We start from the raw sequence: 12843 nt of genomic DNA on the forward strand, positions 1-12843 counted from the left end.
GCGACGGCAAGCGGCTGCAACTCATCCGGGGACTCGACGAGGATGGCGCGATCCGCGCCGATTGCAAGCGCCGTGCGCAGCGTTTCCTGGCATTGCGTGACGCCGCACGACACGGCGATCACTTCGGTTGCCACGCCCGCTTCTTTCAGACGCACCGCCTCTTCCACGGCGATCTCGTCGAACGGGTTCATGGACATCTTCACGTTGGCGATATCGACACCCGTGTTGTCCGACTTGACCCGGACCTTCACGTTGTAGTCGACCACGCGCTTGACTGGCACCAGAATTTTCATCCACACGCTCCAAAAGGGTCTCTCCGCGCTAACGGAGGAAGCTTGTTCTTCCGATTCCTTGCGGATTCGGCGATCGATTGAGTCAACCCAGCCTCACATTATACGAGCGCTGCGTGTGCGCTTCCCCCGCCGAAACGGGTGGGCGAGGCGACGCACGATCGGCATACACCGAATAATATCGAACGACCGTTCTATTCACTATCCCAAAAAACCCGCAGTCCGCTTTCTGCTGGCTTACCAGGCGGCAATCACCGCGCCCGAGTATTTGCCGGCGATGAACTGCTTCACTTCCGGCGAGTGATACGCGGCCACCAGCTTCGCAACCCAAGGCTTGTCCTTGTCCACCGCGCGAATGGCGATGATGTTGGCGTACGGACCATGCGGATCTTCGATCGCGATGGCATCCGCGTTCGGCTTGAGACCCGCTTCCATCGCGAAGTTCGTGTTGATCGCGGCGGCGTCCACGTCGGCGAGCGAGCGCGGAATCTGCGCGGCATCGAGTTCGACGATCTTCAGCTTCTTCGGATTTTCGACGATATCGATAGGCGTCGCCTTCAATCCGGCATCGGCGCGCAGCTTGAGCAAGCCTTGCTTTTGCAGCAGCAGCAATGCGCGGCCGCCGTTGGTAGGATCGTTCGGAACCGCAACGCGCGCGCCGTTCTGCAACTCGCCAAGCGACTTGATCTTCTTCGAGTAGATGCCCATAGGGAACGTCACCGTGTCGGCGACCTTGATGAGCTTGTAGCCGCGATCCTTCACCTGTGCATCGAGATACGGCAAGTGTTGATAGCTGTTCGCGTCGAGGTCGCCCGCGGACAACGCGGCGTTCGGCTGCACATAGTCCGAGAACTCGATGACCGTGATCTTCAGGCCGTTCTTCGCCGCGACCTGCTTCACGACATCCAAGATCTGCGCGTGCGGCCCGCCCGTCACACCGACCTTGATCGCGTCTTCGGCATGCGCGACGCCGCTGACCAGCATGACCGCGGACAACGCGGCGGCGAACTTCAGAATGAATCGACGTTGCATGAACTGACCTTTCGTTATGAGGTTGATGCGAACTTCACTTGTGACTGAGACGGCGCACGAGCCAGTCGCCGAACGACTGCACGAGCTGCACGAACACGATGAGGATGATGACCACCGTGAGCATCACTTCGGGCAAGAAGCGCTGATAACCGTAGCGGATGCCGAGGTCGCCGAGCCCGCCGCCGCCGATTGCACCGGCCATCGCCGAATAACCGACAAGCGAAACGAACGTGATGGTCAGCCCCGCCACCACGCCCGGCAACGATTCCGGCAGCAGCACCTTGAAGACGATCTGCCGCGTGGTCGCGCCCATGGCCTGAGCGGCTTCGATAAGCCCGCGATCCACCTCGCGCAACGCGGTTTCGACGAGCCGCGCGATGAACGGCGCGGCCGCGATGGTCAGCGGCACGACAGCCGCCGCCGTACCGATGGACGAGCCCACGACGAGCCGCGTAAAGGGAATGACCGCGACGAGCAGAATGATGAACGGCGTCGAGCGCACGGCATTGACGATGCCGCCGAGCACTCGATTCACGGCGAGATTGGGCAGCACGCCGTCGCGATCCGTCAGATACAGGAGCACGCCGAGCGGAAGCCCAAGCGCCGCGCCGATCAGCCCGGAGATGCCGACCATGATCAGCGTCTCCCAGAACGACTGCACGAACATGTCGAACATTTCACTCAACATGGGAAAGCTCCTCCACCACGACGCCTTGCGAGCGCAAATAAGTAATCGCCTCGGCGACCTTCACCGGCTGACCGCCCGCGAGCACCGCGAGCGAGCCGAACGCCTGGCCCTGAATCTCGTCGATCTGGCCATGCAGGATATTGAAGTCGAGCTCGTAGCGGCGGATGGTCTCGGAGAGAATCGGCTGATCGACGCCCGAGCCCGTGAACGCGAGCCGCAGCAAATGGCCGCTGCCGGTCTTGAGACGCTCGGCCACGCGCACCTTGAGCGCGGGCGGCAACTCGTGCGCGATGACATCGCCGATCAGCGCGCGCGTGACTTCGTGATGCGGTTGCATGAAGACATCGACCACCTTGCCCTCTTCGACCACGCGCCCGGCATCGAGCACGGCGACGCGATCGCACACTTGCTTGATGACGTCCATCTGATGCGTGATAAGCACGATCGTGAGCCCGAGCTCGCGATTGATTTTGCGCAGCAGGTCGAGAATGGAACGCGTGGTTTCGGGATCGAGCGCGGAGGTGGCTTCATCGGAGAGCAGCACTTTCGGCTTGCTCGCAAGCGCGCGCGCGATACCCACGCGCTGCTTCTGCCCGCCGCTGATCTGCGCGGGATATTTGTCCTTGTGCGTGGTGAGGCCGACGAGTTCGAGCAGCGGCAACACCACGGCCTCGATCTCCGCGCGCTTGTTGCCCGCGAGTTCGAGCGGCAGCGCGACGTTGTCGAACACCGTGCGCGACGACAGCAGGTTGAAATGCTGGAAGATCATGCCGATGTCACGGCGCGCGGCGCGCAAGTCGTGCTTGCCGAGCGTCATGAGATCGCGGCCATCGACCACGACGCTGCCTTCGCTCGGTCGCGTCAGCAGGTTGATGGTGCGCACCAGCGTGCTCTTACCCGCGCCGCTGCGCCCGATGATGCCGAACACTTCGCCGGCGGGAATCGTCAGATTGACGTTGTGTAGCGCTTCGACCCAGCCTCGTGGGCTCGCGAAACGCTGTGAGAGATTGCGGATTTCGATCATTCGACCAGGACGTGATTCATGCGTGGTCCGGAAAATACAAACGGCGGGAGGCTTTCGCGGACACTGTAGCGTCCGCGCAGCCAGCCGCCGCTCGTTCTAACTTCGTTGCTGTTCAGCCGCAGGATTTTACCGGAGCATCAACATTCTGTTTAATAATGAATTTCGATGATTTAATTACTGAATCGAATTTGCTTGATGCCTGGCCGCAGCCGATCACTTCGAAGCTCACCGCATGCCAACCAACGTCTACTCCACCAGCACCGTCACCACACGCCAGGGCGTCGAACTCTTCCTGCACCGCTGGCAGCCGAAGCCTCCACTGGAGCCGACAGCGCGCATCGCGCTCGTGCATGGCCTTGCCGAACATGCCGGCCGCTACGACGCGCTGGCGCTAGTGCTCAACGCGGCGGGCATCGAACTGTTCGCAATCGATCTGCGGGGTCACGGCAAGTCGTCGGGCGAGCGTGCGTGGGTGCGCGTCTTCACCGACTATCTGCTCGATGCCGAAGTGCTTCTCGAAGCCTGCGCCACGACACCGCCCGCCGACACGCCGCTCTTTCTGATGGGCCACAGCATGGGCGGCGCGATTGCCGCGCTCCATGCCGCCGAACGCGAGAGCGAGAAGAAGCTGGCTGGATTGATTTTGTCGAGCCCGGCATTGCGCATTGGCAGCGGCACGCCGCGCTGGAAGACGACGCTCAACCGCATCGTCGGCACGCTGATGCCGCGCTGGCCCGCGTTCTCGATCGATCCCGCGCTGCTCTCTCGCGCGCCCGGCGTCGTCGAGGCGAACCGGCGCGATCCGCTCGTGCATCATGGTCCGGTTCCGGCTCGCACGGGCGCGCAGATTCTCGCGGCGATGGAGCGCATCGCGGCAAAGCGCGATCTCATCAAGTTGCCGCTTCTGGTGTTTCATGGCACGGCGGATGTCATCTGCGATCCGGCCGGCAGCCGTGAATTCGAAGCCAACGCGGGCTCGACCGACAGCACGCTCGAAATGATCGACGGCAGCTATCACGAGACGCTCAACGACCTGGACCGCGATCGCGTGATTCGCGCGCTCATCGACTGGACGCTCGTGCGCGCCGACTATGCGCGCACGCATCCGTGACAGGCTAGATTTCGGCCAGCGCTCGAAGATGCGCGACGACGCTGCGCCCGAGCGCCGAGAGGTTGTAGCCGCCTTCGAGACAACTGACGATGCGCCCTTGTGCATGACGCTCGGCCACCGCGCGAATCTTTTCGGTGATCCACGCGTAATCGTCCTCGACAAGTCCCATGTTGCCGAGATCGTCTTCGCGGTGCGCATCGAAGCCCGCCGAGACGAACAGCATCTGCGGCTTGAATTCCTCGAGGCGCGGCAGCCACATCAGGTCGACCACTTCGCGTACTGCCATGCCCTTGGTGCGCGCGGGCAGCGGCACGTTGACCATGTTCGACGCGTGATTGTCCGCGCCCGTGAACGGATAGAACGGATGCTGGAAGAAGCTGCACATCATGACGCGCGAGTCGCCCGTGAACGCAGCTTCGGTGCCGTTGCCGTGATGCACGTCGAAATCGATCACGGCGACGCGCTGCAGACCGTGCACTTCGAGCGCGTGCCGCGCCGCAATGGCCACGTTATTGAAGAGACAAAAGCCCATCGCGCGCGCGGGCTCGGCATGATGACCCGGCGGACGCACACTGCAAAACGCGTTTTCGTATCGGCCTCCGATGACGGCATCGGTCGCCGCGATCGCCGCGCCCGCCGCACGCAAGGCCGCGCGATACGACTGCGGACACATCGACGTATCCGGGTCGAGTTCGCTTCTGCCATGCTCGGGCGTGCGGCTCTTGATGTAATCGATATGCGACTGCGTGTGCACGCGCGCTAGGTCGGTTTCCCCGGCGAGCGGTGCTTCCTCGCGCTCGACGAGCATGTCGATGCGGCTTGCGATCAGTTGATCTTCAATCGCCTGCAAACGCGCCGCGCATTCGGGATGCCACTCGCCGTTGTCATGCTTGAGGCAGTCGGGGTGGGAGTAAAAGCCGGTGGCCATGATGTCTCGCAGTGCCGTCGGGGTCGGCTCTCGTCTCGTGTTTTTTCGTCATACGCGTATCCCGCACCGCGCATTTGACGTTAAGTTACCACACCGTTCGAAACGGCCGCCTTCTCGCTCTCCACGGCAGTCCGGGCACCATGCGTCGGTTATACTGCCCCGAGCCGAAGGCAGCCTTGCATGCGTGCACGGCATGTCGCCGGCCGCTGCGTTCCGTTGAGAAACGTTGCGGATCGTTGCACCGTTCAGCAGGCGTCTGACCGTTCGAACATCCGGCTACGCCCCTTATCGCACAACCACGCAGACTATGACTTTTCAGTTCGCCCCGTTCGTCTCTCCTGTCTCGCTCAAGCGCGCCCTTCTCGCCTCGTTCGTTTGCGCGATCGCCACGTTTGGCGGCAACAGCGCGTGGGCGCAGTCGCAGCAACCGCAAACCGCAACGCCGCAAGGACAGGATTTCGAGGAAGAGATCGTTCCGCAGCGCTACGCGAACAACCCGAATGTCGATGCGTTCATCAACGACATGGTCGCGCGCTACGATTTCGACTCCGCCGCGCTGCACGACCTCTTCAATCACGTCAGTTATTCGGCGACGGCAGTCAAGCTAGTGCTGCCTTCGCCCACGCCGTCCGCGAAGAACTGGCGCGCGTATCAGGCGCGCTTCATCGAGCCGGTGCGCATCAACGCGGGCGTGAAATTCTGGCGCGCGAATCAGGCGACGCTGCAGCGCGCCTCCGAGCAGTTCGGAGTGCCGCCGGAAGTGATCGTCGGGATCATCGGCGTGGAGACGATCTACGGCAAATACATGGGCAACTTCCGCGCGCTCGACGCGCTGACCACGCTCACGTTCGACTACCCCAATGTGCCGAATCGCGTGGACCGTCAGGCGACCTTCCGCAAGAATCTCGAAGACCTGCTGGTCTGGACGCGCGACGCGCAAATCGACCCGACCACCGTGCTCGGCTCGTACACGGGCGCGATCGGCATTCCGCAGTTTCTGCCAAGCAGCATCGTGCAATATGCGGTGGATTACGACGGCAACAGCCGTATCGATCTGCGCACGAGTCCGGCGGATGCCATCGGCAGTGTCGCGAATTATCTGAAGCAGAACGGTTGGGAACCCGGGCGACCGGTGGTGTGGAAAATCGCGGGCGATGTCGGCAGTCAGGGTATCGCGGAAGCGGCCGCGAACGGTCAGCCGGAGCCGCGCTGGTCGCTCGCGCAACTGACGAAAGCGGGCATGATAATCGACCAGCCGGGCCTTAATGTCGATGCCGAAGCCGGCACGCCGCTTACGGTCGTCGATCTACCCACGCCGGGCCGCGCCACCGAATACACGCTCGGGCTCAGGAACTTCTATGCATTGACGCGCTATAACCGCAGCTTCTTTTATGCGCTCGCGGTGTATCAGCTTGGCGAGGCCGTGAAGGCGCGCATGGCAACAGGCGCGCAGTAAGGGCTTCTTTGGCACCAAGCAAAAACCCCGGCGCGCCGGGGTTTTTTTTTTTCGGCCGCGGAAGGACTCACGCGGGAAACACGCCTGTAGACAAATAGCGGTCGCCGCGATCGCACACCACGAACACGATGGTCGCGTTCTCGACCTGACGCGCCACGCGCAGCGCGACTTCGCACGCGCCGCCCGACGAAATGCCCGCGAAGATGCCTTCGACCGATGCCAGCCGGCGCGCCATCGCTTCCGACGCTGCCTGACTCACGTTCTCGACGCGATCCACGCGGCTACGATCGAAAATTTTCGGCAGATACGCTTCCGGCCATTTGCGGATGCCCGGAATGCGCGAGCCTTCCTCCGGCTGCGCACCGACGATCTCGATCTGCTCGTTCTTCTCTTTCAGAAACTGCGACACGCCCATGATCGTGCCCGTGGTGCCCATCGACGAGACGAAGTGCGTGATGCGTCCTTCCGTCTGCTTCCACAGTTCCGGCCCGGTGGTTTCGTAGTGCGCGAGCGGATTGTCCGGATTGGCGAATTGATCGAGGATGATGCCGCGGCCATCGCGCTGCATCTGGTCGGCCAAATCGCGCGCGTATTCCATGCCGCCCGTGACCGGCGTGAGGATGATCTGCGCGCCATACGCGCCCATGCTCTGCCGGCGCTCGATGGACAAGTCCTCCGGCATGATCAGCACCATCTTGTAGCCGCGCACTGCCGCAGCCATGGCAAGCGCGATACCGGTGTTGCCGCTCGTCGATTCGATCAGCGTGTCGCCGGGCTTGATGCGGCCGCGTTCCTCAGCTTTCCTGATCATCGACAGTGCCGGACGGTCTTTCACCGATCCCGCCGGGTTATTGCCTTCCAGCTTGCCGAGAACGACGTTGTTGCGGCTGCGGATTTCATCGTCCACGACGCGGACGAGTTGCACGAGCGGCGTGTTGCCGATCGTGTCTTCGATAGTCATGTAAGCCATAAGCGGACCGGATTCATATCCCGCCGAAAAGGTCACACCGCGTGCGATCTTCGTGGGGATTTGGTATGGGAATCCGTCGATTGTAGCCCAGCGGTCCTTTCCATGTTCTTCACCCCTCTTGCACGGATGGAATGCCGGGCGCATCGGCGTTCATGCAAAAACCCCGCGACGAGACAGACCGCGGGGAGCCCAAACCATCCGAGGCTGAAGGAGCTTTTTTGATGCGAGGAAAGAGCCGCCGGCTATTTCTTGACGACCACGGGCTTCGCCGCCGTCGATGCCGAGACCGGCGTCGCGTTCACGGAATTGGGCGCTGCCGCTTTCGGTGCCGCGCCGATGCTCAGTCCTTCGGCCTCCAGGCGCGATACGGTCTTGCCGCCCATGCCCTTCACGCGCGAGCCGAGATCGGACGCGTCCTTGAAGGGGCCGTGCGCCTGACGTTCATCGAGGATGGCTTTCGCCTTGGCCGGGCCGATGCCCTTGATGCCGCGCAGGGCGTCGGCGTTGGCGGTGTTGACATCGACCGCCGCGAGCGCGGAACCGATGGAAAAGGTGAGCGCGAGCGCGACGATCGTTGAGAATGCTTGCTTGAACATGACTGAGTCTCCAGAAGAACCGGCCGGCGAACAGTGCCGACCGCGAGACCCAGTGTAGAGAGACTTCGATTGCCTTTATAGCTGGCCGAATAGCCAACGCACGTAGCGATCGACACCCTCTTGCACCGTCAGAAACGGCGCGTCGTAACCGGCCGCGCGCAGATGCGACTGGTCCGCCTGCGTGAAGCATTGATACTTGCCGCGCAGCGCATCCGGGAACGGCACGTATTCGATCAAGCCGCGCTGCACGAGCTCCGCCAGCGAGAGCGCGGCCTCGCCATTCAGTGCGCGCAACGAGTTGACGACCGTCGAGGCGATGTCGTTGAACGGCTGCGCGCGGCCCGTGCCGAGATTGAAGATGCCCGACTTCTCCGGATGATCGAGAAAGTACAGATTCACCTTGACCACGTCTTCGACGGAGACGAAATCGCGCGTCTGCTCGCCTGCGGCATAACCGTTGTATTCGCCGAAGAGCTTGACCTTGCCTTCCGAGCGAAACTGATTAAAGTTGTGGAACGCCACGGACGCCATGCGACCCTTATGCGTTTCGCGCTGACCGTAGACGTTGAAGTAGCGAAAGCCGACGATCTGGCTGCCCGCCTTCGGCAACACCTGACGCACGATCTGGTCGAACAGCAGCTTCGAATAACCGTAGACGTTGAGCGGCTTTTCGTATTCGCGCTCTTCGACGAAGCGGCTCGAACCGCCATACGTCGCAGCCGAGGACGCGTAGAGAAACTGCGCGCCCTGTGCGAGACAGATATCCATCACGTCGCGGCTGTAACGGAAGTTGTTCTCCATCATGTAGCGGCCGTCGGTTTCCATCGTGTCCGAACAGGCGCCTTCATGGAACACCGCGCGCACCTGACCGAAGTCGCCGCGCCTGAAGCGCTCGACGAATTCGGTCTTGTCGAGGTAATCGTCTATCTCGCAATCGACGAGATTCTTGAACTTGTCGGCACGCGTGAGGTTGTCCACCGCGATCACGCGATGCTCGCCGCGCTCGTTGAGCGCCTTGACGATATTGCTGCCGATGAAGCCAGCCGCTCCGGTAACGATGAAGGTCATGATGGAGTTGCCCGAGTTGCCCGAAGAGTCAGGCGAAGAGTTCGTTGTAATCGACGGTCGCGGTGCCGAGCTTGCCAACCACGATACCCGCCGCGCGGTTCGCATAAGCCACGGAATCGACGAGCGGCACACCCGCGCCGAGCATGGTCGCGACGGTCGCGATGACGGTGTCGCCCGCGCCCGAGACATCATACACTTCGCGTGCTTCGGCCGAAGTGTGCAGCACCTGGTTCTCGGTGAAGAGTGTCATGCCCTCTTCCGAACGCGTGAGCAAGAGCGCGCTCAGGTCGAGTTCCGCGCGCAGCTTGTTCACGCGCTCGTGCAAATCTTCTTCCGACTTCCACTGCCCGATCACCTCGCGCAACTCCGCGCGATTCGGCGTGATGAGTGTCGCGCCGCGATAGCGGTCCCAGTCGTCGCCTTTGGGGTCGACCAGCACCGGCTTGCCTGCTTGCCGCGCCTCGCTGATCATCTGCGTGACGTGCGTGAGCCCGCCCTTCGCATAGTCCGACATGAGGATGACGTCGTGCTGCGGCAGCAGTTCCGCGAAGCGCGCGAGGCACGCCGCCAGCACTTCGTGATTCGGCGTGTTTTCGAAATCGACACGCAGCAGTTGCTGCTGCCGCGACAGCACGCGCAGCTTGATGGTCGTCAGCAGTTCGGGATCGCGTTCGAGATGGCCCGCGACCCGGCTCTCGCCCAGCAATTCGACGATGCGCTCGCCCGGTTCGTCATGCCCGACCACACACAAGAGGCCAGCCTGCGCGCCGAGCGCCGCCGCATTGCGCGCGACGTTGGCCGCGCCGCCCAAGCGGTCTTCCTTACGCTGCACGTGCACGACAGGCACGGGCGCTTCCGGCGAGATGCGATTCACGTCGCCGAACCAGTAGCGGTCGAGCATCACGTCGCCCACTACGAGCACGCGCGCCGCCGAAATGCGCGCGCGCGGCACCACCGGAATGTCGGCGGAATCAGCTGCGCTTGCCGTTACTGTCGAGAGCGACATGAGGACGTCCTATTGCGTAGTAATCGATGCCCATCTCGGACATCGCTTCCGGTTCATACAGATTGCGGCCGTCGAAGATCACCGGCATTTTCAACGCGCTCTTCAGATGCGCGAAGTCCGGGCTCTTGAACTCCTTCCATTCGGTCACGATGACGAGCGCATCCGCATCCGTCAGCGCTTCCTGCTGCGAGCGCACGAAGTGCAGACGCTTGATGTCGTCGGGCCGCTCGGCCAGATCGAGCGCGAGTACGCGTTCGGCTTCCTGCAATGCGACGGGATCGTAAGCGCGCACGGTCGCGCCGCGCGAGAGCAGCGCCTCGACGATGCGCCGGCTCGACGCCTCGCGCATGTCGTCGGTATTGGGCTTGAACGCGAGCCCCCACACGGCGAACGTGCGCCCGCGCAGATCCTCGCCCATGCGCCTGACGATCTTGTTGACGAGCACTTCCTTTTGCGCGTCGTTGACTTCCTCGACCGCTTCGAGAATGCGCAGCCGATGGCCGTTTTCACGCGCGGTCTGAACGAGCGCCTGCACATCCTTCGGGAAACACGAGCCGCCGTAGCCGCAGCCCGCATACAAAAAGTGATAGCCGATGCGCGGGTCCGAACCGATCCCGCGTCGCACCGCTTCGATATCCGCGCCGACCATGTCCGCGAGATTCGACAGGTCGTTCATGAACGAGATGCGCGTGGCCAGCATGGCGTTGGCCGCGTACTTGGTGAACTCGGCGGAATGCACGTCCATGTAAAGCGTGCGCTCGTGATTCCGGTTGAACGGCGCGTAGAGCCGCTTCATCTTCTCGCGCGCAAGCTTGCCGTTCTCGTCGTCGTCGATACCGATCACGATGCGATCCGGCCGCATGAAGTCGTCCACGGCGGCGCCTTCCTTGAGGAACTCCGGATTCGACACGACCGAGAAGCCGTGTTCGTCCGAACCTTCCAGTCCGCGCGCCTTTAGTTCGGCTTCGACCACGTTGCTGACCTGCAGCGCCGTGCCGACTGGCACCGTGGATTTATCGACGATCACCTTGAAGCCGTTCGAATAGCGGCCGATATTGCGCGCCGCCGCGAGCACGTACTGCAAGTCGGCGGAGCCATCCTCGTCGGGCGGCGTGCCGACCGCGATGAACTGGATCTCGCCATGCTCGACGCTTGCCTGCACGTCGGTGGAAAACTGAATACGACCCGCCGCGCGCGTGCGCCGGAGCATTTCCTGCAAGCCCGGCTCGTGGATCGGCACGCCGCCGTTGTTGAGAATATCGATCTTGCGCGGATCGACATCCACGCAAAACACGTCATTGCCGATTTCGGCGAGACACGCGCCGGTAACCAGACCGACGTAACCCGTGCCGACGATGGTGATTTTCATACGCTTTTAACTGATTCCTGAAATGCCGGTGGCGGAGACGACGCCTCGCGCTCTCGAGCGCGTCCGCCCTCAGGCGGAACTGGTGATCGGCTCCACGCGGCGCGGCGCGTAGGTTTCCCAGCCGCTGCAGCCGGGGCATTGCCAATAGAATAGACGCGCGCGGAAGCCGCAGGTCTGACATGTATAGCGCGGCAGATTCTTCGTGCGCTGTTTGACGAGCGTGCGCATGAGTTCGAGCTCGCCGCGGCGCGGCTCCTCGGCGGTCGCTTCCTGCGCTTCGAGCAGACGCGTCATGCCCGCGAGGTTCGGCGCGCTTTCCATTTGCTTCCTCGCAAGCGCGTGCGCCGCGTCGAGTCCGCGCAACTCCTGAACATGCTTGTACGCGACATCGAGCAAATCGTTCGATGGATAACGGCTCGCGTAATCGATCAACAAGTCGACGCCCTCTTCCTTGCGGCCAAGCGTGCTGTACGCCTTCATCAGCTTTTCGGCGACGAGCGGCAGATACGCTTCGTTCTGCGCCTCCACGCGCTTCCAGCTTTCGATCGCCGTTTCGACATTGCCGGCGGCGGCTTCGACATCGCCCGAGAGAATGGTTGCGCGCACGTTATCCGGATTCGACGCCAGCGCGAGCTTCAACTCGTCGCGCGCGCCTTCCGGATTCTTGCGCTGCAAAGCCTCCTGCGCAAGCTCGCAGTGGAAATGCGCGATCTCCATATGCAGCGACGGCGCGCCCATCTTTTCGATGCGCTCGGCGGTCGAGATCGACTTCGGCCAATCTTTTTCGATTTCATAGATGGTCAGAAGCGCACGTTGCGCGCCGAGCGAGTATTCGCCGGCTTCGAGCGAGCGGAAAGTTTCCTCGGCGCGATCGAGCAGCCCAGCCTTCAGAAAGTCCTGACCGAGTTCATAGAGCGCGTGATCGCGCTCGGCCACGGGAAGATCGGCACGGCTCAAGAGGTTCTGATGCACGCGGATCGCGCGATCGGTTTCGCCGCGCCGCCGAAACAGGTTGCCGAGCGCAAAGTGCAGTTCGATGGTTTCGGGATCGAGCTTGGCCACCTCGATGAACGCGTCGATCGCCTTGTCGTGTTGCTCGTTGAGCAGGAAATTCAGGCCGCGAAAATACGAGCGCGGCAGGCTCGCATTTTCGGATAGCAGCGTTTTCAGGTCATAGCGGGACGCCATCCAGCCGAGAGCGAAGGCAACGGGAATGACGAGCAGCCACCAGAAGTCTAGATCCATGCGCTTTTGTCGAAGAGTCGGTTAGGTGTCTGCTTTTTAACAACCCTCACGGCGCTCGCC

Annotated in this window: 13 protein-coding genes; 2 read left to right on the top strand and 11 right to left on the bottom strand. The window is 62.4% G+C overall.

Annotation, left to right across the window (positions count from 1 at the left end):
* The 4 genes from NCR98_RS10010 to NCR98_RS10025 all read right to left on the bottom strand — a co-directional run.
* Nucleotides 1–293, bottom strand: a 293-nt coding sequence (locus NCR98_RS10010; RefSeq protein WP_502799736.1) for an electron transfer flavoprotein subunit beta/FixA family protein, incomplete at its 3' end; no start/stop codon positions are given.
* A 234-nt stretch (nucleotides 294–527) separates the two neighbouring features.
* Nucleotides 528–1322 (bottom strand): MetQ/NlpA family ABC transporter substrate-binding protein, encoded by a 795-nt coding sequence (locus NCR98_RS10015; RefSeq protein WP_250526108.1) that lies wholly within the window; start codon nucleotides 1320–1322, stop codon nucleotides 528–530.
* 34 nt (nucleotides 1323–1356) lie between these two features.
* Complete coding sequence (locus NCR98_RS10020; RefSeq protein WP_244825900.1) at nucleotides 1357–2010, bottom strand: methionine ABC transporter permease; 654 nt, start codon at nucleotides 2008–2010, stop codon at nucleotides 1357–1359.
* A complete protein-coding gene (locus NCR98_RS10025) occupies nucleotides 2000–3034 on the bottom strand; it encodes a methionine ABC transporter ATP-binding protein (RefSeq protein ID WP_250465313.1) in 1035 nt (344 codons plus the stop codon). Before NCR98_RS10025 ends, NCR98_RS10020 begins: the two co-directional genes overlap by 11 nt.
* A gap of 232 nt (nucleotides 3035–3266) precedes the next feature.
* Here NCR98_RS10025 and NCR98_RS10030 point away from each other — a divergent pair, with 232 nt between their 5' ends.
* Entirely contained in the window at nucleotides 3267–4145 is an 879-nt protein-coding gene (locus tag NCR98_RS10030) for an alpha/beta hydrolase (RefSeq protein ID WP_250526109.1), read from the top strand.
* A 4-nt stretch (nucleotides 4146–4149) separates the two neighbouring features.
* On the opposite strand, the gene NCR98_RS10035 is transcribed toward NCR98_RS10030, so the two are convergent.
* Nucleotides 4150–5073: a histone deacetylase family protein gene (locus NCR98_RS10035; RefSeq protein ID WP_250526110.1), complete on the bottom strand. Its 924-nt coding sequence runs from the start codon at nucleotides 5071–5073 to the stop codon at nucleotides 4150–4152.
* A gap of 307 nt (nucleotides 5074–5380) precedes the next feature.
* On the opposite strand from NCR98_RS10035, the gene mltB reads away from it, so the two are divergent.
* The gene (gene mltB / locus NCR98_RS10040) at nucleotides 5381–6529 is read left to right on the top strand and encodes a lytic murein transglycosylase B (RefSeq protein WP_244825905.1); all 1149 of its coding nucleotides are present in this window, start codon (nucleotides 5381–5383) and stop codon (nucleotides 6527–6529) included.
* A 67-nt stretch (nucleotides 6530–6596) separates the two neighbouring features.
* Here mltB and cysM read toward each other — a convergent pair whose 3' ends face one another.
* The 6 genes from cysM to lapB form a co-directional block, all read right to left on the bottom strand.
* A complete protein-coding gene (gene cysM, locus NCR98_RS10045; RefSeq protein ID WP_250465316.1) occupies nucleotides 6597–7499 on the bottom strand; it encodes a cysteine synthase CysM in 903 nt (300 codons plus the stop codon).
* A gap of 242 nt (nucleotides 7500–7741) precedes the next feature.
* Nucleotides 7742–8095 carry a ComEA family DNA-binding protein gene (locus tag NCR98_RS10050; RefSeq protein ID WP_244825907.1) on the bottom strand — a complete coding sequence of 118 codons (354 nt, stop codon included), beginning with the start codon at nucleotides 8093–8095 and terminating at the stop codon, nucleotides 7742–7744.
* A gap of 75 nt (nucleotides 8096–8170) precedes the next feature.
* Nucleotides 8171–9163, bottom strand: a complete 993-nt coding sequence (gene rfaD, locus NCR98_RS10055) for an ADP-glyceromanno-heptose 6-epimerase (RefSeq protein ID WP_250465318.1) — start codon at nucleotides 9161–9163, stop codon at nucleotides 8171–8173.
* A gap of 28 nt (nucleotides 9164–9191) precedes the next feature.
* Nucleotides 9192–10169: a D-glycero-beta-D-manno-heptose-7-phosphate kinase gene (gene rfaE1 / locus NCR98_RS10060; RefSeq protein ID WP_250526111.1), complete on the bottom strand. Its 978-nt coding sequence runs from the start codon at nucleotides 10167–10169 to the stop codon at nucleotides 9192–9194.
* A complete protein-coding gene (locus NCR98_RS10065) occupies nucleotides 10135–11538 on the bottom strand; it encodes a UDP-glucose dehydrogenase family protein (RefSeq protein WP_250509354.1) in 1404 nt (467 codons plus the stop codon). The genes rfaE1 and NCR98_RS10065 overlap by 35 nt, the downstream gene beginning before the upstream one ends.
* Nucleotides 11539–11607: 69 nt before the next feature.
* On the bottom strand, nucleotides 11608–12783 hold the full coding sequence (gene lapB / locus NCR98_RS10070; RefSeq protein ID WP_250526112.1) for a lipopolysaccharide assembly protein LapB: 1176 nt from the start codon (nucleotides 12781–12783) through the stop codon (nucleotides 11608–11610).
* Nucleotides 12784–12843: the final 60 nt, after the last annotated feature.

The sequence above is a fragment of the Caballeronia sp. GAWG2-1 genome (assembly GCF_023631405.1).
In the GTDB taxonomy this organism is placed as follows: domain Bacteria; phylum Pseudomonadota; class Gammaproteobacteria; order Burkholderiales; family Burkholderiaceae; genus Caballeronia.